Source organism: Haoranjiania flava, assembly GCF_025631005.1.
Classification (GTDB): domain Bacteria; phylum Bacteroidota; class Bacteroidia; order Chitinophagales; family Chitinophagaceae; genus Haoranjiania; species Haoranjiania flava.
Genome location: NZ_JAOTPL010000001.1, coordinates 277,840 through 297,906, shown reverse-complemented (window position 1 = coordinate 297,906; position 20,067 = coordinate 277,840). Strand labels below are relative to the sequence as shown.

Genomic DNA, 20,067 nt, shown 5'->3' with positions numbered 1-20,067 from the left:
TTGTGTTAACCGCAGCCAATCAATGAATATGCATATGAAGAAGTTTTTCTTTATTATTTTTTTCCTTTGCTCCATTGCCGGCTACGCGCAGCACCAGTCTTCAGGTCTTAAGATCAGTTTGCTTACCTGCGCGCCCGGCGAAGAGTTGTATTCAACGTTTGGCCATACTGCCATCAGGGTTTATGACAGCGCGAACCGCACAGATCAGGTGTATAATTACGGACTGTTTAATTTTGAGGAGCCCAACTTCTATCTAAAGTTCACACGCGGCAGCCTGGATTATATTCTCGGCGTACAGTCTTATGATGAATTTTTATACGAATACCAGTTTTTTAAACGCACTGTGTGGGAACAGGATATAAATCTTACGGCGCAACAGCAACAGAATATTGTCCGTTTTCTGGAAAATAACCTGTTGCCTGAAAACCGTGCCTACAGATACGATTTTATTTATGATAATTGTGCCACACGCGCCAGGGATGTGATCCTGCGCCAGTTTCCGGGCTATGTGGTTGAGAAGCCTTACATGGAAGCAGGCACTACTGCCAGGGATTTATTTCATTATTATTTAGATAATGGCAGGAAACAGGCATGGTCGAAACTGGGTATTGATGTTTTGTTGGGCAGCGGTACTGATACCGCCATGAATAAATTTACAGGCATGTTCCTGCCGGAGTTTTTAATGAATGCCTTTGAAAATACTACATATAACGGCAAGCCCATAGTAAGCGCCAGGCATGTGCTGGTGGAGGGCGAAAATATCAGGCAGTCCAATTACTACGTGCCATTCATGGCGGTGGCTTTATTTTCATCAGCGTTGTTGGTGCTTTATCATTTCAAAAGAAGGCAGGTTTTCCTGATAAATATGCTCGATAGTTTTCTTTTATTTACTACAGGTTTGTTGGGCATTCTCATCTTGTTCATGTGGTTTGCTACAGAGCACGAGAGCTGTAAAGACAATTACAATCTTTTATGGGCGCTGCCTGCCAATGTTGTTGCTGCATTTATCGTCAGCAAAAAAAGCAGGGCGCTTGGCATATATTTTCTTGCAGCGCTCGCTATAAATCTTTGCCTGCTTGCGGGCTGGTTTCTTCTTCCGCAGGAAATGAATTTTGCTTTGATACCGTTTGTTTTGCTGATGTCTTACCGCTACTTTATTTTGTATAAAAAAATAAACAGGTTACATTTAAACCGAAATTCAATCTGCTAAGAAAGCTGTACTGTTTTTTAAGAGGCTATTTCGCAATCTCTGGCACATAGAGGTTGCAGCTATTGCGGCCGTGCCGGAGTAAACAGCAGAGATTTGGAATTGAGGTTATTCATTTAGATAATTCTTTTGAAACATGTATAGATACATCACATTCAAAAATCAGGAACTGGCATACAGGCTTTCAGGAAACGGTAGTAAAACGCTGGTTTTATTGCACGGCTTCCCCGAAAGCAGTGATATCTTCCGCAACCAGTTGCCGGCACTGGAAGCTCATTTTACAGTAATCATCCCTGATCTGCCCGGAGCAGGCAAATCGCCCTACAATGATGCACTTACAACAATGGAAGATTTTGCGGAAGCTGTGTATGAGATTTTACAAAATGAAAATATGAAAGCCTGCACCATGATCGGCCACTCTATGGGCGGCTACATTACGCTGGCGTTTGCAGAAAAGCATTCCACTCAACTCAATGGTTTTGGATTGTTGCATTCCCACGCTTCGGCTGACAGTGAAGAAGGTATTGCCAACAGGCAAAAGAATATCAAAAGCATGCAGGCTTATGGCGCCATGCCATTGCTGCAAACCATGCTGCCGGGTTTGTTCGGTGAAAAGTTTAAGCAGGAACATCCCGGAGTGATTGAAAGCCTTTTGCGGGAAGCGGGGAAGATGGATGTACAGGCCTTGATAAGGTTTCAGGAGATCATGATCGGCCGCAAAGACAGGACAGATGTTTTAAAAAACAGCCAGGTGCCGGTATTGTTTATATTGGGTACGGATGACCAGTCTGCAAGGCTTGAAAATGTGCTGCCGCAAACAAAAATCCCCCGGCGGTCTGAAGTGGTTATATTGCAGGATACAGGCCATATGGGCATGTTTGAGGCGGTTGATGAGGTCAATGAAACCATCCTGAATTTTGTGTCCAATGTTTGACGTTGTAAAAAAACATAAATTAAGTATTCTCACTGCTATCTACTGGACATGGATGTTGTACATTGTTGCAGCATTGGTGTGGTGGTTTATTTCACTTGAAAGACAGAATCACCAAATGTACCAGTACCGCATAGAAGAACTCATTAAGGATGATCCGCTGTACACCGATAAGGTTTATGCACTTGATGATGCCAGGCGCAGGAAATCTTTTCAGTACATAGGAGAAGGCGTTGTATCACTGGCTTTGATCATAATTGGCGCCGGCTACCTGTACCGTGCCACGCGCAAGCAATTTCGTTTTGCCACACAGCAGCAAAACTTTATGATGGCCATTACCCATGAATTAAAAACGCCCATTGCTGTGGCTCAGCTAAACCTGGAGACATTGCAGAAAAGAAAGCTTAATGAAGAAATGCAACAGAAACTGATAGCAAACACTTTGATAGAAACCTCCCGGCTGAATACGCTTACCAACAACGTGCTGTTTTCTTCTCAACTGGAAAGCGGCCAGTACAGCGTACAATATCAACCTGTAGACATCAGTAAAATTGTGCTGGAAGCTGTAAAAGATTTCAGGAGAAGATTTATACAGCGCCAGATTGAACATGTTGTGGAAGAAAATCTTTTTATTACAGGCGAGCATTTATTGTTGCAGCTGGTCATCAGCAATTTGATCGATAACGCCATAAAATATTCACCAGCGGATTCCCTGATATCAGTACGATTAAAACAAAAAGAAAACTGTGCTGTGCTTAGCATTGCTGATGAAGGCGAAGGCATTCGCGAAGAAGAGAAGAATAAGATATTCAACAAGTTTTATCGTGTTGGAAATGAAGCTGTGCGTAAAACAAAAGGCACCGGGCTTGGTTTGTATCTCTGTAAAAAAATTGTCAAAGACTTTGGCGGAAACATACGCATAGAAGACAATAAGCCCAAAGGTTCCTTTTTTATCATTAACTTTCCACTGATTAAAAACCAAAACCAATGATCAAGGAGTATTCAGCAAATGTATTGCTGGTGGAAGACGAAGAAAATATGCATGAAGCTTTGAAGCTGAATTTAGAGATGGAAGGCTATTCTGTTACCTCCGCCTATGATGGCATGGCAGCGCTGAAAGCCTCACAGGCAGAGTATTTCGATGTTATTATTATGGATATAATGCTGCCTGAAATGGATGGCATCAGTGTTACGGAAAGCATCCGTTTGCAGAATGCGGAAGTGCCTATCTTAATGTTGAGCGCAAGGAATCATACATCAGATAAGGTGTTAGGACTGAGAAAAGGCGCTGACGATTATATTACCAAGCCATTTGACCTGGAAGAGCTGTTGCTGCGCGTGGCAAAGCTGATCGAGAAAAATAAAAAACTACAGGACCGAGATTTTTCTGTTGGCGATGAGTTTGAGTTTGGTGATAACAAAGTAAACTTTGCTTCCCAGGAAGCCATTACCTGGGAAGGCCAGAAAATAGATCTGAGCAAGAAGGAAGCAATGCTGCTGAAATTGTTGTTTGAAAATAAGAATGAAGTTGTAACCCGTGAAAAAATTTTACAGGTAGTTTGGGGTTACAGCGTTTATCCCTCTACACGCACGATTGACAATTTCATTTTAAGCTTTAGGAAATATTTTGAAAAGGATACCCGCAACCCAATTTTCTTTCACTCTGTACGTGGAATGGGATATAAGTTTACAGCCTGAGTGTTTTTGCTTATCATACTCTAACCTCACCACGGGCAGAGAGTAGGAAACCACAATGTACAGCAACCTGGCATCGCTGCAATATTTGCATATAAACATTTGCGGGCTTGCGTGAAATAAAAAGTTGCTTCTACACTTCCATTGCATAAGGCAATAGGTTAGTGTTGGTTTTGTAAAATAAACTGCTCTGCGCTTTCCAGGTCTTCCGGGGTGTCTATTTCTATGGTTACGTTTTCAGTAAGCACCATCTTTAGCGGAATGCCATGTTCCAGGTAGCGGATACATTCTATCTTCTCTGCAAGCTCAAGAGGCGTTTGTTCCCATTGGGTAAAGTTCAGCAATGTTGCTTTCCTGAATGCATACACGCCAATGTGTTTGTAATAAGTTAAGTTGTCTTCGCTGCGCGGATAAGGAATCGGCGAACGTGAAAAATAGAGCGAGTTGTTGTTATTGTCTACAATCACTTTTACAAAGCTGGGATTGTCTACAAACGCTTTATCCAGTATGTGCATCAGGCTGGCTACCTGTACTGTTTCATCTTCAAATACATTGAGCAGGCGGGCAAGATCTTCCTTTTTTACAAAAGGAGAATCGCCCTGCACATTGATTATCACATCTGCATCAATAGGCTCCACTGCTTCTGCAATGCGGTCACTGCCGCATTCATGCTCTTTTACGGAGTAGATGGCTCTGCCGCCGTGTGCGGTTATTTCATTAAAAATAATGGCACTGTCTGTAACTACAAAAACATCATCGAACAAGCCGGTGTTCAGTGTGTTTTCATACACCCTGCGGATGACACTCTGCCCGGCAAGAGGTTTCATCAGCTTGCCCGGAAATCTTGATGCATCGTACCTTGCAGGGATTACAGCTATTTTTTTCATGTGTAATTTATTTATTTTTCTTTACGGTTACATGGAATAGCCTTTATTCATTCGCGGTTGGTATGCAACTTTGGTTATGGCTATTTCATGTGTATATTTAATTTTTTTTGTTTGCCACACGGAATAACCAAAACCTTAATTCTTTATTATCATTCCCGGTTGGTATAGATTCTTAATCTTTATGGTTATTCTATGTGTATATTTATTAATTGCAGGTTGTATTTTATGTAAAGGATCTCAGCCAAAGTTATTTTAATAAAGGCTGTATATCCCTGTCGTTTTGTATATTGCTCATTTGCTTCAATATCCAGTTTGATTTCCAGCTTACATGCTTGCTCAAAGGTACTACAGTAAAGACCCTGGGGTTTTGCAAAGAAGCGATGATCATAGCGGCTTCTCTCCTGGAAAGCTGGCTGGCTGGTTTGTCAAAATATTTTTGTGCGGCAGCTTCAATACCGAAAACACCTTTGCCCATCTCTGCCACATTGAGGTAAATTTCCAGGATACGGCGTTTGTCCCAAACGGCTTCTATCAGCCAGGTGTAGAAAAATTCAGGAGCCTTTCGAAGGTATTTCCAAAAGCCTGCGCCCTGCCAGAGAAATACATTCTTAGCCGTTTGTTGTGATATGGTGCTCGCCGCAGTTCCCTTAGCTCGCCCTTTTTTAAGGTTGGCGCCTTCAAGGCTGTTACCCAGCGATACCCAGTCAAAGCCATTATGCAGCGCAAAAAGCTGGTCTTCGCCTGCAATGGCTGCCAGGCGTACATTTGGCGATATTTTTGCAAGCGGTACGTAATTTCTTTTTAGCCCTTGTCCGTCTATAATGTGTGTAATCTGTGTAATAGTCAGCGGCGGCATTATCCACTTACACAGGAATGCATAAGCTACAGAGAGTAGCAGCAGTAGAAAAAAATATTTAAATAATTTTCTGAAAAATCTTTTCACGCCGCAAATATACGGCTTTATGAATGCTGATGCGCACAGGTATGGTCAGTACAACTGCCTGTTTTTTTACAAAGACGGTAGTTGATATAGTGTGCCGCAACGATGAGCGTTACAGCAGGTACAAGAAAGTAAATAGCATTGTCATGAAACACTTCTTTCAACACCAGCAACAGTATGCCGGCAGAAAACATAACCACGGGTTTCATGCTGCCATGATGCGTTTTATAGCCATGTGTTAAAGCTCTCACCCCAATTAAAAATGCCAGACCTATCATGGTATATTCAAACGCATGGTTGTGTATTATGTTGATGCCGAAAAGCGGCAGGCTGGTCATCAGCAACGGTAGCACGGCGCAGTGAATGGCGCAGGCCACTGACGTAGTAACGCCTAATGCATCCCAATTTATTTTCATCAGCTTTTTTTTGGGGTTTATCTTTTTAGTTGGTTCCAGTTGAGCTATATCCACAATCATTTTTTTTATTGAATCAATGCAAATATATTACCTTTGCAACAATGTTGCAAGAAATTTGAATAAAAATTTTTTAAAATTATTGTAGCTACCTTTGTACAACTTAATGATCCTTTATGAGAAACAAAATACTTTGGATATATCTTGGCTTTTTTGCCATTGTGGTCTTGGTTTTTTGGTTACTGACTTTTATGGGTACAGATAATTGGAAGAAACAGTCGCCGGTGCTGAGTTATGTGCAACCTTTTAGCTTTACCAACCAGGATGGAAAGGCATTTACAGACAATGACATGAAAAACAAAGTAACCGTAGTGGAATACTTTTTTACTACCTGCCAGGGTATTTGCCCCAAACTCAATACCAATATGAAAAAAGTATACGAGCGGTTTAGAGGCAATCCTGAAGTGCAATTTGTTTCTCATACCTGCATGCCTGAAAACGATTCTGTGCCTGTGCTTAAGCGCTATGCAGATTCGCTGGGTGTAGATACCAGGCAGTGGGTTTTTCTTACGGGCAGAAAGGACAGCCTCTACCAGATGGCAAGAACGAGCTACCTGCTTGACGATCCGGCAAACAATGTAAAAGGTATAAACGATGAGTTCATCCACACACAATTCTGGGCACTGGTAGATAAGAATGGCAAAGTAAGGTCACAGATATTCGATGGGCTGAAAAAGAAAGATGTGAATAAGATTGTTGCAGAAATAGAAACCCTGCTGAAAGAGGAATAAAACTGGCCTGTTGGTAAATCATATTTTTGACAATAACCCCATCAATTAATTTTGATTGCTAAATAAAAAGTTATGTTACAACACCTCACCAATATTTTAAAAAGCAATGGATTAAGCGTTACTGAACCAAGGAAAAAAATACTGGAACTTTTTCTCGGTTCCAATGGGGCGCTGGACCATGCAGCTATTGAAAAAGGCGCCGATAATCTTGATAGGGTCACGATCTACAGAACCTTGCAGGCTTTCGTTGAACGCGGCATTATACATACTATTCCTACGGTAGATAATTCTGTAAAATATGCACTATGCAAAGAATGCGGCCAGGGCCACCATCATGATAACCATGTACATTTTATCTGTGAAAAATGCGGCACTACCACCTGTATTGAAGATGTCTCTGTACCGCAGATATCACTTCCCGGCAACTATCATATTCGTGAAAAAGAAATGATCCTCAAAGGTGAGTGTGAAAGTTGTTATGAGATTTAACTTGTTGTCGGTATTGTACTTATTTTAGAGTTTTAAATTATTATTCAATTACAAATACAACCATGTTGTTAGAACGATCCGGCCGATTCCAGCCGGATCATTGAATTTAATGACTGATATAATTATTTATCTTTTTGTGAAAAGTACTTACGGTAGCACACATGCAAACGTAACTATACACAATTGAAAGTAGGCGCACAAAAATAACCTTTGTGCCCGATGCGTTAGCCGCCGCCAAATATAGAAGTGTCCTGTGTACAAAATAAAAAAACCTGAAATTAAGAAGGTGATGCCAATCAGTGTACCAATTTTTTACAAAGGTCTTTAAAAACCTGCTGCACATCATCGGCCAATCCCGGATGAACGGGTGAACATTGAATAATAGTGCTCTTAGCCGCCGTAAGCCAGCGGAAGCGCGCGGGTTTGTCTGCTTTGGATAAAACATTTTCCGGGCAATTGCCTGAGGCTATTCTTTCAAAAGCCTCGAGGTACCGGGCAATGGTTTCACAGTCGGCCTGCTCATCAAGACAAAGCAGTTTTGTTTGATGAAGAAAAGTTTTACAAAGCAGTACATCTTGTTTTTTGCAGTACAATATCAGTCCGGCGTTGATGAACTCATCGCGCTCAACACGTGGCACCACGCGGATTACAGCGTATTCGTATAATAATTTATTTTCCGCCATTTATTGCCTGATTTAAAAAGCCGGAAGAATTGTGAAAACGCTGTGCAAGAAAATCAAAGTATTTTTTACGTGTGGATGATACCGTTTCACCATCATACTCCCCAAGCCAGTCGCCGGGTATTGCATCTGTAATAGCTGCTATTTTTTCCACAGATAAAGCCTGCCGTGCAAACTCTCCTGCTTCTGCCAATTGTGTTGCCTCCGGTAAAAGTACATGGTCTTTGATCATGGCAAATGTATTGCCTGCCTGCTCCGGGAATGTGCTCCAGTTGTGGTGATAATACAGGCATGCACCATGATCTATCAGCCACAATTCTTTGTGCCAGAGAAGCATGTTCGTATTCCTCGCCGTGCGGTCCATGTTGGCTAAATAAGCATCGAGCCATACTATTTTAGAGGCAGTGAATGCATCTGTGTGTGCCAGTGCCGGATCGTACATCACCGATCCGCTGAGGTAATGCAACCCGATATTAAGGCCACGGCTGGCTTTCAGCAGGTCCTGTATCTCTTCGTCGGGTTCGGTGCGGCCGAAGGCTTCATCCAGTTGCGCAAACACAAGTTCCGGAACTTTCAGCCCCAGGAGCCTCGCAATTTCGCCGCCGATAAATTCTGCCACCAGCGATTTAATGCCCTGGCCTGCTCCCCGGAATTTCAGTACGTACATAAAGCCGTCATCCGCCTCTACGATTGCAGGCAGTGAGCCGCCTTCACGCAATGGCGCGGCGTATCTTGTAACGTTAACAGTGCGGATATCGGGCATTGCTTGTTGAAATCTTTTTGATAATTGTTTTAAGCCTGATACTCAGTTAACCTTGACCAGGTAATAATTTTTCTTTCCTTTCTGTACCAAAAGATATTGATCGTGCAATAAAAGTGAAGCCTCTACTTTAAATTGTACATCAGCAACTTTATGCCTGTTGATGCTGATGCCGCCGTTTTGTACCATCTTGCGTGCTTCGCCTTTGCTGGGTAAAATTTTGCTGTCAGCCAGGAAGCTCACTACATCAGCTCCGGAGTCAATAGCGCTTTTGGGTATGTTTACTTTCTGTACGCCTTCCATGTTTTCCAAATCGTCTACGCTGAGGCCTTCAACGGGCGCGCTGGCATTGGCAAACAATTTTTCTGTTGTTGCAATGGCGTTTTGCAGTTCCTCTTCACTGTGCACGAACCTGGTAATTTCTTCAGCCAGCCTTTTTTGTAAAAGCCTCCTCCCCGGATCCTGCTGGTGTAGCTGAATCAGTTGTTCTACAGTATCTCTGTCCAGAAAAGTAAATATCTTAATCCAGTTTGCTGCGTCCTCATCAGAAGCATTCAGCCAGAACTGGTAGAATTGATAGGGAGTGGTTCTGCCTGCATCCAGCCAAACGTTGCCGGATTCGGTTTTGCCGAATTTGGTGCCGTCTGCTTTTTTTATCAGCGGGCAGGTAAATGCAAAAGCTTCACCACCGTCTTTCCTGCGTATAAATTCCGTACCGGTAGTAATGTTTCCCCACTGGTCGCTGCCGCCCATCTGCAGCTTTACATTTTTGGTTTTGTATAAATGATAGAAGTCGTATCCCTGCATCAGCTGGTAAGCAAACTCGGTATACGAGATACCCGTATCTCCCTCGATCCTTTTCTTTACGCTGTCTTTTGCCATCATATAATTCACCGTGATGTGCTTGCCTGCATCGCGCAGGAAGTCGATGAAAGAAATGTTTTTGAACCAGTCGTAGTTGTTCACCATCACTGCTGCGTTCGGTGCATCTGAAGTGAAGTCGATATATTTTTCCAGTTGTGCCTGTATGCCTGCAACATTCCTGGCTAACTGTTCTTCATTCAACAACACACGCTCCGCACTCTTCATGCTGGGGTCGCCGATCATACCGGTAGCGCCGCCAACAAGCGCATAGGGCTTATGCCCTGCTTTCTGAAGGTGCACCAACAATAAAATGGGAACAAGGCTGCCAATATGTAAGCTTTCTGCGGTAGGGTCAAAGCCAATGTAGGCCGATGTTTGTTCTTTTGCAAGTTGCTCTTCAGTGCCGGGGATCATATCCTGCAACATACCTCTCCAACGTAATTCTTCTATCAGGTTCATTTTCCAAAAATTTTTGCAAAGGTAACAAAAAGAGGGCAGTTGATTTTGATTTTTGATGTATGATTGGTGAGATGGTGAGATGTGAGATGTGGCTATCAGTTTGCAATTATTAATTTACAATCTGTAATTTGCAATCTGCAATTAACTAAACAAATATTCAATATCTTCCTTACTAAGGCTCTTGACAAAGCCGCTTTCATTGGAGATGAGTTCGGTAGCCAGTGCGCGCTTCTTATCCTGCAATTGAAGTATTTTATCTTCCACGGTATCTTTACAGATCATGCGGTAAGCAAAAATGTTTTTCGTCTGACCGATGCGGTGTGTACGGTCAATGGCCTGTTGTTCTACAGCCGGGTTCCACCACGGATCTACGATGTATACATAGTCTGCAGCCGTCAGGTTCAGGCCCACGCCCCCGGCTTTGAGTGAGATAAGGAATACCCGGCAGGCCTCATCGTTTTGAAAACTCTGAATGGCTTTCTCCCGGTCGTTTACAGAGGTGCCGCCGTCGAAGTATTCAAATTTTATATCCAGGCTTTTCAGCTTTTCTCTGATCAAAGCCAGCATGCCCAGGAACTGGGAAAAGATCAGCACTTTGTGGTCGCCCACATTTTCTTCTATCTCTTTGCTTAACTCTTCAATTTTTACAGAATAGTTCGGGTAGTTTTCTTCCTTTAAAATAGCGGGGCTGTCGCATATCTGGCGCAGCTTCATCAGCCCCTGCAGCACGGTGAGCTGTGAGCGTTGTATGCCTTGCCCTTCAATCATCCCGAGTATCCTGTCGCGGTAATCGTTGCGGTAAGCATCATAAATTTTTCTTTGCTTTTTATCCATTTCCAGGTACAGGATGCTCTCTGTTTTTTCAGGCAGGTCTTTGGCCACCTGCTCCTTGGTTCTCCTCAGGATAAACGGGTAGATGAGCTTCCTGAGGTTATCCTTCTTATCTGCCTCGCCGAGTTTATCAATGGGTATGGCAAAGTTTTGCCTGAACCATTCTGCCGATCCGAGCAGGCCGGGGTTCAGGAAATTCATTTGCGCATAGATGTCAAAAGTATTATTCTGTAGCGGGGTACCGCTGAGGCACAGGCGGTTGTTTGCTTTTAGCAGGCTTGCGGCCTTTGCTATTTTGCTTGCCGGGTTTTTTATTGCCTGGCTTTCATCTAAAATTATATAATCGAACTTTACTTCTGAAAGATGTTTAATATCGCTGCGCACGGTGCCGTAAGTGGTAATGATCAGCTCGACCCTTTCGTCTATAAGCCTGCCGGTGTGCCGGTTTGTGCCATGATGAATGTGGTATTTGATTTCAGGTGCAAATTTTTTTATTTCATTTTCCCAGTTGTACATAAGCGTTGTAGGGCATACGACCAGCGCTTTCAGCGTACCGTTTTCTGTTTTTAAATGATACAAAAAAGACAAGGCCTGAATGGTCTTTCCCAGACCCATATCGTCTGCCAGTATGCCTCCCCAGCCAATACCGTTTAAATAGTTGAGCCAGTTAAAACCAAATGCCTGGTAAGGCCGCAGGATATTACTGAGATGTGCAGGCGGCGTTGCATCTGCAATGGTATGGTTCTCTTTTATGCGCTCAAACTTTTCTTCCAGCTCAAAGTTTATATCTTCATCATTCCTGAGCGCATATAGCTCATCAATTAAGCTGAAATGATATTTATTTATTTTAAGCTCCTGCTGCGAGCCGTTGCCCACCTGGAAAAGGAGTGAATACTTTTTCATCCAGTCTTCGGGCAGCACGCCCAAAGTGCCGTCCTGTAAGGGTATCAGTGTCTGGTTGTTGGCCAGCGCTTTCTTGATCTCTTCTATAGTTACATGCTGATCTCCAAAGCTTACATCCACTTTTGCATCGAACCAGTCTGTATGACTGCTGATAAAGATTTTTGTGCTTACCTTGTCCCTGTTGAACTTGTATTTTTTCAACCCTTCAAAACCATATACCGGCACCTTCATTTGTTTTGCAAGATCCAGAAACAGGAAAAACCAATTGTCTTTGAGCACTTCAGCGCCTTTCAGCGCCAGGTTATTATTTTTTTCAAAGCGTACAAAAGAAGTATGCAGCGAAGCTATCTTACCGATGAAGTTGTCTTCCGCTAATTTGTTGCGGTGTATTATTTTTAATTTTCCATCTTTGGTAACTATAATTTTGTCTTTGCGGTTGGAATTTACCACCTCATTCTGGTAGATAAACTGCGGCTCAAATACAAGGTAGTCGCCGCTTTCCTTCAGGTTGATCCTCGCTTCGGGCTCTACATCAAACAACTCTTCAGTAGGAAACTCAGAAAAATCTATTTTATAATGCTGAGAGAGCGGCAGTATAAAATCATTCAACTCTTTCTCCCAATCTTCAGCAGAGAAAAAGATATTTCCCGAGGCAGGGAATTTTTCCACGAGCAAAACATCATCGACCGATTTCCATAAAAAGAACTGGTTTTCTACGTGAAACATAAACCGGTGTTGAGATTCATTATCGGCAAGCAGGTAAGTATCCAGCGGTGTCTCCACTTCACAGACAAGTTCGTAGCCATCATCTGAAGCTTTTACGCGGAAAGACGGCTTTACAAAATTTACTGAATAATTGGCCAGCTCAATTGTTTTGCTGTTGATAGGTTTGCCGACCGGAAGGTAAAAGGTGAGGTAGCTGTGCGAGGTATGTGAAAATATTTTCTTGTACTTCGGCAGCAGGTATTCCACGATCAGTTTCCTGGTTTCTTCCGGCAGGTCGCTATCATGGTGATGAATAATGTTTTCCCAGATGCCGCTGAACGGAGAGTTGCGGTTGAGGAATTTAGTAACTTCAGAAGGCAGTATTTTTCTTACCTGTTGCACCAGTTGCCTGTCATGGTCGTCAAGCGCGGATATGTCTGTGTATTTGGTAAGGTCTAACTTTTCCACGCGATCCACGAATGCAGATTCATCTTCATTCACTAGGCCTTTCAACAAACTTAATTGCAGGAAAGGGTAGAGCGCAGGATTGTTGCTGATCACTACACCCAGCTTATAATTTTGCTGTTCTGCTGTATCTTCTTTTTCAGGTTTTGGCTGTTGCGGCAATACTTCCGGCAGTTTTTGTTGTTGTTCAACCCTTGCTATGCCCGGATCAAGCACCCGCAGAAAGGGCTTGCCGTTTTTATAAGTAAATTCAAATTTCCCGTCAAGGTCATCGTTTAGGGAATAGCCGTACAGCGCCAGCAGTTTGTTCTTTTCCCTGTCCCAGTTGCGGATGCTGTCAAAGTAATTGGCGCCGGAGTTGTGCAGCAACTGTATCAGCAATATGGTTTTGTGCAGGCAAAGCGGGTATTTGTTTTCCGTACGGCAGTTGCAGGAAGTTTCAAAGCTTTTTTGGTCATTACGCGCAATGGATACTGTATACTTTTCGCCATTCTGCGTTATCTCTGCCACAACTTTTTCTTTTGCTGCTTCCAGGATGTTGGCAGTTTTGCTGCGCAAATACTCTTCCGCATCTGTAATTGTTTGAGGAGATGCAAAATTCCTGATCTGCCTCAGGTCAATATTGCGCATATTCACCACGGTATGTTGCTGATCATATACGCCATTGTGCTGCCTGGCATTGGATATTTCAAGCAGGTCCTGCAGATAAAAAAGAGCGGCTGTTTCGTGGCGGCAGATATCTCCAATGTTGTAGGGGCAAGTGCAGCGTAATGAAATTTCTTCCTGGTCTGAAAACTTTGATACGTAAACTTTATACCACGTACCATACAGGTCATCTTTCACGCGGCAGGTTAGCGTGTCGGAAGCATCATCCTGGCGGATAATTTCTATATAACCCGTAGCGTATATTTTCTTCCCGCGCCTGATCACCTCGTCTGACCCGTTGCTGTATATGTATTTTATGAGATGGGGTAACGACAATTTTTAACCTCTCTTTTTAAAAAAAAGCAAGCTGCAAATTTAATGAAAAATGCGCTGATTCTTTTAATTATTTATTTAAAGAGCAGCCCCGTGCCTTTATATTTTTAAAAACATACAGTCTTTGACCAATTCAAAAGTTTTTATTTGAATAATTTTGTTAGTGTGTGCTAACTTATTATTTTTGCTTGCCTAATTCAAGATCAGCTGGATTATTCTCCCTTCAATATTTGTTGAAGTATTTAGAAATGTTTTTAAAACTGTTTTATCAAAAAAAGCTTTTGCTTTAAATACACAAAGATGCTTAATAACGTAATCCAATATTTAGAACAGATAAACCCGGTACAGGCTGCATTGTATGCAACTTTGTTCACCTGGTTTGTTACAGCGCTGGGGGCGGCGTTTGTTTTCCTTTTCAGGGGGATCAACAAACACGTCATGGACGGGATGCTGGGCTTTACAGGAGGCGTTATGGTAGCAGCCAGTGTATGGAGCCTGCTGATACCGGCTATCGACATGAGCGCAGGGGAAGGGTTTATCCGGGTAGTACCATCTGTTGTTGGCTTCCTGACCGGCGTAGCCTTTCTTTTTAGTATCGATAAAGTATTGCCGCACCTGCATGCCAACTTTAAAAAGGTAGAGGGCCTGAAGACGCCCTGGCAAAAAACCACATTGCTGGTATTGGCCATTACACTGCACAACATACCCGAGGGTTTGGCCGTAGGGGTATTATTTGGTGGTGAAGCCGCAGGCATTCCCGAAGCGAGCATAGGCGGAGCGGTAGCATTGGCTTTGGGCATCGGCCTGCAAAACTTCCCGGAGGGCATCGCTGTTTCCATGCCTTTACGAAGAATCGGCTTGAGCACGCGTAAAAGCTTCTTCTATGGACAATTATCCGCCATTGTAGAGCCGGTTGCGGGAGTGCTTGGGGCAGTTGCAGTTGCTACTTTCACGCCCATGCTGCCTTATGCATTGGCTTTTGCGGCAGGCGCCATGATTTTCGTTGTAGTGGAAGAGGTTATCCCAGAAGCGCAACAAAACAAAGGTTCTGATATTGCTACCCTGGGATTTATTCTTGGATTTATTGTCATGATGACATTAGATGTGGCTTTAGGATAAAAGATAAGAAATATGCGAGAGACATGTATGAAACATATTGAAGCGTATTGGAAAAGACACACTGTATTGTGTAATGAGCTCTTCCGGAAAAAGGAATTTGGCCAGGCCCTTTCAGGATATAAGGAAGCCCTGCATAGCGCAGAAGTGCTGAACGAACATATTTCAGATTGCCTTCGCTTGAAAATTCCGTTTATACAGGTATATATCATTTCCTGCAACAATCTGGCACATACATACGAAGCATCAGGACAGATCGAAGAAGCGGGGCTTATGTTCAAAAGGGTTGTTTATTACCTGTTGCATTTGACTGCAAATAAAGACCTCGATAAGGATGAAATACAGTCAGAATTGAAAAGAGCAACTATAAACTATATGCGTTTCGTAGAAAAGGTAAATGATGGCAACGCAAAACAGAAGCAGCTGCTCAGGGTATTGAAAGAAGAAGTTTTTGGAAAACATGCTAATTAAAAATTCAATAAGCGATGAATGAATTAATTTATAAGATCCTACTGGTGATTTTGGTTTTGTCTATGAATGTAATCAGAAGATATTATCAAAAAAGATATAAGGCCACACATGCCTTAACAACGCGGCAAAAGCATCAATCGCGTGAAAAATTAATGCAATGGCTCATGTTCTTTTCATTAGCCGTTCCGGGAATCATGTGGCTGTTTACCGACTGGTTGTCTTTCGCGCAGTTTGACTTGCCCGATAGTGTACGTATCCTCGGTTTTGTGATAGGGATATGCTCGATGCTATTATTCGGGTATGTCCACAAGATATTGGGTGATAACTGGAGCCCTGTTTTGGAAATAAGGCCAGAGCACGAGCTTGTCATTTCCGGGCCTTACAAATGGGTAAGGCACCCGATGTATTCCGCTATGTTACTATGGCTGGTATCTTTTACATTGATTAGCGCCAACTGGCTTTATGCCTGCTCCATTTCTGCCGGACTTGCGATTCTCTTCGTTGTTCGCATCCCTGATGAAGAGAAACTAATGTTAGAGGAATTTGGCGAGCAGTACAAAACTTATGTGAAACAGGCAAAACGGTTGATACCTTTTATTTATTAAACAGGGGTGCTTTCCCCGGCAATGGCGAAAGCTTTACGTGTGCTTATTGCTGCGCATGCAAGGCATACATTGATTATGCAACAACTTATTTCCCAGTAATACTGTAAAAGTTGCCGCCGGAGAACCTTTACATATGTTTTTGACGGATAAGATGAATATTGTCAAATTATCGAAAGTCACTAAAATATATTAGCGAGAGCCTTGGATAATATCCACCTCAGTGGTGAAAGGATGCCTGAGCATGCTTGCAACAATACCTGTTCAGCGCTCAACAGGACGCGCTTGTGTGAAAGCTTTAGCAAAGACTAAACATCCAGGAAGCTCAGGGATAAAAACTTAAAAAGATAAGAACTCATGTAAACGGCCGATTGCAGAGTCAATTTGGTCTAAATTAATTGTTTTGATAAACCGGTAAAAGAATGTGCAGATTAAAGAGAATAATAAGAGAAGTCCACGGGATAACAGGCTTGGTGGTAGGTATAGTCATTATCATTGTAGCGCTGAGCGGCTGTGTATATACTTTTCAGCGCGAAATCAGAAGCGTACTGTACCCGCATCTTTTAAAAATCAGCATTCCCGAAAACGCAACAAGATTATCAGTGGATAGTATAGCTTCCATTGCGGCTTCGTATCATACCAAAACCGGGATAAGGGAAATAGTGGTGAGCCATGATCCCGAAAAATCGGTAAAAGTATATATGAAAGGTGAACACCTGCTCTATATGCATCCCTACACCGGTGAGGTTTTGGGATTAAAAAGCACCAGGAAAGATCCCTTTTTGCTGGCCTGGTCGCTACATACGCAGCTGGGATTAGGCAAGGCCGGCGGCAAAATCGTAGGTTGGGCCACGTTTGCCTGCGTGCCTTTAATACTTACCGGGTTATGGCTTTGGTGGCCGGTAGCCCGCAATTCCTGGAAAAAAGCCTTTAGGTTGCCCTTTAAAGGAAGATGGAAGCCGGTAAATTTTCAATGGCATAAGAACGGTGGTTTTTATGCTTCCGTGTTTCTGTTGTTCATCTGCCTGAGCGGAATGGTCATGTCCTTTAAGTGGTTTGAGAACACCGTTTATTGGCTGACAGGCTCTCCACCCACCCAACGGGTCATGCCTAAGCCTGCGCAGACCGCCCGGCAACAGGGAACAATACAGAAATCCGTTGACTACACCTTCCGCAAGTTTCCCCAAGTGAAGGAAATCAATATTTTCTTTCCGAGTTCATACGACAGGGTTTTTATGTTCATTGCCAAGTACGATGACCGTTTGGGGCGGCGTGAGGTGCTCTACTTCAGTCCCGGTGACGGTGAATTGCTTCATGGAAGCTATGATGCTGACAATAGTATCGCCGACAGGCTAAAGGCAGTTAACTACAATATCCATTCGGGCCAGGTGGGCGGTTTGCCCGGCAGGATCATTGCTTTTCTTGCCACCTTATTTGCCGCTTATCTCGCGGTCAGCGGTTCGATCATGTGGTTTCACCGGAACGCCAGGTCCAAATCGAAGGTTCATCATTCAAATAAAGTATAATCATTTTTTATGTCAGTCTTTAAAACAAAGCAGTCTTTATTATCACTCATAATGTTATTATTTTTTAGCAGCCATTTGTACAGCCAAAAAGCGGCTGTGATACGGGGCAAAGTTACTGATGCAGACAAACAAGCCGTTGCAGGGGCTATGGTTGAGCTTATCGGGCCAAACCAGCATGCACAAACTGACGAAAGCGGCATATTCCATTTTGCAGTTCCCGCAGGTATTTATAGCGTCCGCATCAGCACGATGGGGTGCGCAAGTAAAACCTTTGAAGCTCTTTTCGGTCAAGACAGGCTCCCGGAGTTCTCGCTCGAAGAACAAACTGTTAGCCTGGATGAGATAGTTGTTACCGCAACCCGCACCGAGAAGCATGTTGATGATATTCCTCTGGCTGTAACCATTGTAGGCAAAGACGAAATGCAACAGAAGGCCCTGGTGCGCCTTAATGAAGTCCTGGCCGAACAGCCCGGGATCGTCCTCGTAGAAGATCACGGAACAGGTATACAGTTGCAAGGCTTTGAGGCAAAATATACCCTGATACTTATAGATGGAGAGCCGGTCATCGGCCGCTCATCGGGAACACTGAATTTGTCGCGCATTACCATGGCCAATGTGGAACGGGTAGAGATTTTGAAAGGGCCGTCGTCTTCACTGTATGGCTCGGAAGCAATGGCAGGCGTAGTCAACATCATTACCAAAAAACCGCCAAAAGGCCGCCGTATGGCAACAGCTGTACGCTATGGTACGAACAATGCGCTTGATCTTTCACTGGATGGCAGCATTGCAGGTAACAAAACCTCGGTGTACGCGGCATTCAACCGCTTTAGCAACAGCGGCTACAGCTATGGCAGGGATAATACAGACCGAACTGTACCCCCGTTTTACGGATATACCGGTAATGTAAAAGTAGATTATAAACCAACAGCGAAACTGGAACTGAAACTCGGTATTAAATACAACGACGAATATGCGCATGACCAATATAAAACTAATAAGGGCACAGACACTGAGCAGGAGGTAAATTCCCGATCCCTCAGAAGGGATATCGCCATTACGCCCGGGATAGTATACCGCCATTCCGATAAGCACATTACTTTTTTGAGGCTCAACAAATCCTTTTACAAAACGGATACAAGAATTGATATAGCAGCAGACGGAAGGCCTTACAGCCGCGATTATTTTGACCAGAATTTTTCAAGGGCGGAATTGCAGCACGATTATAAAGTCAATGAAAACATAAAGTTTACGGCAGGTGCAGGTATCACAGATGAGTGGTTAAAGGCAGTGCGCTACGATGATCAAAAAGAATTTGTTGCCGCGTTTGGCTATGCACAGGCCGATGTGCGTATTTCCGGGCGCCTGAACTTCATAGCCGGGGGCCGTTTTGATGCACACAATGTTTATGCTTCGCAGTTCAGCCCGAAGCTGGCGGCGCAGTACAAAGCTCTTTCATGGCTTGCCATATACGGTACTATCGGGAGCGGTTTCAAAGCGCCGGATTTCAGGGAGCTGTACCTCAACTGGACAAATCCCACACAGGGTTATAGCGTGTTTGGAGCAGCAGAAGCGGCAGACAAGCTTAGCCAACTGGTGAAAGCCGGAGAGATTGCCGAAGTATTGTACGATCCTGCCAGGATAAAAGCCCTGGATGCCGAACGCTCATGGAACTACCAGGCCGGGGTGAAACTGCATCCGGGAGCAGGCTTTGATGGCGGCGCAAGTGTCTTCCGCAACCACGTCAGCAATCTTATTGAAACCTTTGTGATAGCAACTAAGACCAACGGCAAGTCTGTATACACCTATTCCAACCAGGAGCATGTAATCATACAAGGCGCTGAAGCCCATGCAGGCTATAAATGGCATAAGCTGCATATTAAAACAGCAGGACAATACCTGTTTACTGCCAATAAAGATGTATTGGATGCCCTACAGAACGGCAAAGGCTATTACACCCGCGATGCAGTTACAGGAAGCAGTCGGTTAGTGAGGAAAAGCGAATACGGCGGTTTGTTCAACCGTTCCCGGTATACAGCCAATACCAGCATTACCTACAATTGGGCGAAGCCCGGCGTGGATCTTACATTCCGGTGGGCATACCGCAGCCGTTTCGGGATTCGTGATATAGACGGCAACGGCATCGTGAACCTCGACGAAGAGTACGCTCCCGGCTATTCACTCTTCAATGCCTCTGTTGTAAAATCATATTTCAGGAAACGTTTTTCCATATCGCTATCTGCAGAAAACTTAGGCAATATCAGGCATACAGGTGTTGCCACCATGCCGGGCAGAATGCTCTTCATAGGAGCATCTTATAAAGTACAGTAATTTATTCAATAAATATATAAAACAAC

18 protein-coding genes are annotated in these 20,067 nt (G+C 43.6%); 11 read left to right on the top strand and 7 right to left on the bottom strand.

Going from position 1 to position 20,067, the window contains the following annotated elements:
• The first annotated feature begins 34 nt into the window (after positions 1-34).
• The 4 genes from OD355_RS01345 (at position 35) to OD355_RS01330 (ending at position 3,836) form a co-directional block, all read left to right on the top strand.
• Positions 35-1,210, top strand: a complete 1,176-nt coding sequence (locus tag OD355_RS01345; RefSeq protein ID WP_263036643.1) for an Lnb N-terminal periplasmic domain-containing protein — start codon at positions 35-37, stop codon at positions 1,208-1,210.
• Between the two features lie 133 nt (positions 1,211-1,343).
• A complete protein-coding gene (locus tag OD355_RS01340; protein WP_263036642.1) occupies positions 1,344-2,141 on the top strand; it encodes an alpha/beta fold hydrolase in 798 nt (265 codons plus the stop codon).
• Complete coding sequence (locus tag OD355_RS01335; RefSeq protein ID WP_263036641.1) at positions 2,134-3,129, top strand: sensor histidine kinase; 996 nt, start codon at positions 2,134-2,136, stop codon at positions 3,127-3,129. Before OD355_RS01340 ends, OD355_RS01335 begins: the two co-directional genes overlap by 8 nt.
• The gene (locus tag OD355_RS01330) at positions 3,126-3,836 is read left to right on the top strand and encodes a response regulator transcription factor (RefSeq protein ID WP_263036640.1); all 711 of its coding nucleotides are present in this window, start codon (positions 3,126-3,128) and stop codon (positions 3,834-3,836) included. Before OD355_RS01335 ends, OD355_RS01330 begins: the two co-directional genes overlap by 4 nt.
• Before the next feature lie 158 nt (positions 3,837-3,994).
• Here OD355_RS01330 and kdsB read toward each other — a convergent pair whose 3' ends face one another.
• The 3 genes from kdsB to OD355_RS01315 all read right to left on the bottom strand — a co-directional run bounded on the left by kdsB (position 3,995) and on the right by OD355_RS01315 (position 6,076).
• A complete protein-coding gene (gene kdsB, locus OD355_RS01325; protein ID WP_263036639.1) occupies positions 3,995-4,720 on the bottom strand; it encodes a 3-deoxy-manno-octulosonate cytidylyltransferase in 726 nt (241 codons plus the stop codon).
• Positions 4,721-4,967: 247 nt separating this feature from the next.
• Positions 4,968-5,663, bottom strand: a complete 696-nt coding sequence (gene mtgA / locus OD355_RS01320) for a monofunctional biosynthetic peptidoglycan transglycosylase (protein ID WP_263036638.1) — start codon at positions 5,661-5,663, stop codon at positions 4,968-4,970.
• A 17-nt stretch (positions 5,664-5,680) separates the two neighbouring features.
• On the bottom strand, positions 5,681-6,076 hold the full coding sequence (locus tag OD355_RS01315; protein WP_263036637.1) for a MerC domain-containing protein: 396 nt from the start codon (positions 6,074-6,076) through the stop codon (positions 5,681-5,683).
• 173 nt (positions 6,077-6,249) lie between these two features.
• On the opposite strand from OD355_RS01315, the gene OD355_RS01310 reads away from it, so the two are divergent.
• A complete protein-coding gene (locus OD355_RS01310) occupies positions 6,250-6,864 on the top strand; it encodes an SCO family protein (RefSeq protein WP_263036636.1) in 615 nt (204 codons plus the stop codon).
• Between the two features lie 72 nt (positions 6,865-6,936).
• Positions 6,937-7,353 (top strand): Fur family transcriptional regulator, encoded by a 417-nt coding sequence (locus OD355_RS01305; protein ID WP_263036635.1) that lies wholly within the window; start codon positions 6,937-6,939, stop codon positions 7,351-7,353.
• Positions 7,354-7,649: 296 nt separating this feature from the next.
• Here the strand turns inward: OD355_RS01305 and OD355_RS01300 are convergent, their stop codons facing one another.
• The 4 genes from OD355_RS01300 to OD355_RS01285 form a co-directional block, all read right to left on the bottom strand.
• On the bottom strand, positions 7,650-8,036 hold the full coding sequence (locus tag OD355_RS01300; RefSeq protein ID WP_263036634.1) for a DUF3037 domain-containing protein: 387 nt from the start codon (positions 8,034-8,036) through the stop codon (positions 7,650-7,652).
• On the bottom strand, positions 8,023-8,796 hold the full coding sequence (locus OD355_RS01295) for a HipA family kinase (protein WP_263036633.1): 774 nt from the start codon (positions 8,794-8,796) through the stop codon (positions 8,023-8,025). The genes OD355_RS01300 and OD355_RS01295 overlap by 14 nt, the downstream gene beginning before the upstream one ends.
• A 42-nt stretch (positions 8,797-8,838) precedes the next feature.
• The gene (tyrS, locus tag OD355_RS01290; protein ID WP_263036632.1) at positions 8,839-10,116 is read right to left on the bottom strand and encodes a tyrosine--tRNA ligase; all 1,278 of its coding nucleotides are present in this window, start codon (positions 10,114-10,116) and stop codon (positions 8,839-8,841) included.
• Between the two features lie 141 nt (positions 10,117-10,257).
• Positions 10,258-14,001, bottom strand: a complete 3,744-nt coding sequence (locus tag OD355_RS01285) for a DEAD/DEAH box helicase (RefSeq protein WP_263036631.1) — start codon at positions 13,999-14,001, stop codon at positions 10,258-10,260.
• A gap of 297 nt (positions 14,002-14,298) precedes the next feature.
• Between OD355_RS01285 and OD355_RS01280 the strand changes: the two genes are divergently transcribed.
• The 5 genes from OD355_RS01280 to OD355_RS01260 all read left to right on the top strand — a co-directional run bounded on the left by OD355_RS01280 (position 14,299) and on the right by OD355_RS01260 (position 20,041).
• Positions 14,299-15,117: a ZIP family metal transporter gene (locus tag OD355_RS01280; protein ID WP_263036630.1), complete on the top strand. Its 819-nt coding sequence runs from the start codon at positions 14,299-14,301 to the stop codon at positions 15,115-15,117.
• Positions 15,118-15,144: 27 nt separating this feature from the next.
• Positions 15,145-15,585: a hypothetical protein gene (locus OD355_RS01275; protein ID WP_263036629.1), complete on the top strand. Its 441-nt coding sequence runs from the start codon at positions 15,145-15,147 to the stop codon at positions 15,583-15,585.
• Between the two features lie 14 nt (positions 15,586-15,599).
• Positions 15,600-16,190, top strand: coding sequence for a protein-S-isoprenylcysteine O-methyltransferase (locus tag OD355_RS01270; protein WP_263036628.1), 591 nt, complete (start codon positions 15,600-15,602; stop codon positions 16,188-16,190).
• A gap of 419 nt (positions 16,191-16,609) precedes the next feature.
• Positions 16,610-17,713: a PepSY-associated TM helix domain-containing protein gene (locus OD355_RS01265; RefSeq protein ID WP_263036627.1), complete on the top strand. Its 1,104-nt coding sequence runs from the start codon at positions 16,610-16,612 to the stop codon at positions 17,711-17,713.
• A gap of 51 nt (positions 17,714-17,764) precedes the next feature.
• Entirely contained in the window at positions 17,765-20,041 is a 2,277-nt protein-coding gene (locus tag OD355_RS01260) for a TonB-dependent receptor (RefSeq protein WP_263036626.1), read from the top strand.
• The last annotated feature ends 26 nt before the right edge of the window (positions 20,042-20,067 follow it).

Coding starts and splice junctions, on each gene's coding strand:
- OD355_RS01345 (WP_263036643.1), top strand. CDS start 35: ATGAAGAAGTTTTTCTTTATTATTTTTTTCCTTTGCTCCATTGCCGGC.
- OD355_RS01340 (WP_263036642.1), top strand. CDS start 1,344: ATGTATAGATACATCACATTCAAAAATCAGGAACTGGCATACAGGCTT.
- OD355_RS01335 (WP_263036641.1), top strand. CDS start 2,134: ATGTTTGACGTTGTAAAAAAACATAAATTAAGTATTCTCACTGCTATC.
- OD355_RS01330 (WP_263036640.1), top strand. CDS start 3,126: ATGATCAAGGAGTATTCAGCAAATGTATTGCTGGTGGAAGACGAAGAA.
- kdsB (WP_263036639.1), bottom strand. CDS start 4,720: ATGAAAAAAATAGCTGTAATCCCTGCAAGGTACGATGCATCAAGATTT.
- OD355_RS01315 (WP_263036637.1), bottom strand. CDS start 6,076: ATGAAAATAAATTGGGATGCATTAGGCGTTACTACGTCAGTGGCCTGC.
- OD355_RS01310 (WP_263036636.1), top strand. CDS start 6,250: ATGAGAAACAAAATACTTTGGATATATCTTGGCTTTTTTGCCATTGTG.
- OD355_RS01305 (WP_263036635.1), top strand. CDS start 6,937: ATGTTACAACACCTCACCAATATTTTAAAAAGCAATGGATTAAGCGTT.
- OD355_RS01300 (WP_263036634.1), bottom strand. CDS start 8,036: ATGGCGGAAAATAAATTATTATACGAATACGCTGTAATCCGCGTGGTG.
- OD355_RS01295 (WP_263036633.1), bottom strand. CDS start 8,796: ATGCCCGATATCCGCACTGTTAACGTTACAAGATACGCCGCGCCATTG.
- tyrS (WP_263036632.1), bottom strand. CDS start 10,116: ATGAACCTGATAGAAGAATTACGTTGGAGAGGTATGTTGCAGGATATG.
- OD355_RS01280 (WP_263036630.1), top strand. CDS start 14,299: ATGCTTAATAACGTAATCCAATATTTAGAACAGATAAACCCGGTACAG.
- OD355_RS01275 (WP_263036629.1), top strand. CDS start 15,145: ATGAAACATATTGAAGCGTATTGGAAAAGACACACTGTATTGTGTAAT.
- OD355_RS01270 (WP_263036628.1), top strand. CDS start 15,600: ATGAATGAATTAATTTATAAGATCCTACTGGTGATTTTGGTTTTGTCT.
- OD355_RS01265 (WP_263036627.1), top strand. CDS start 16,610: ATGTGCAGATTAAAGAGAATAATAAGAGAAGTCCACGGGATAACAGGC.
- OD355_RS01260 (WP_263036626.1), top strand. CDS start 17,765: ATGTTATTATTTTTTAGCAGCCATTTGTACAGCCAAAAAGCGGCTGTG.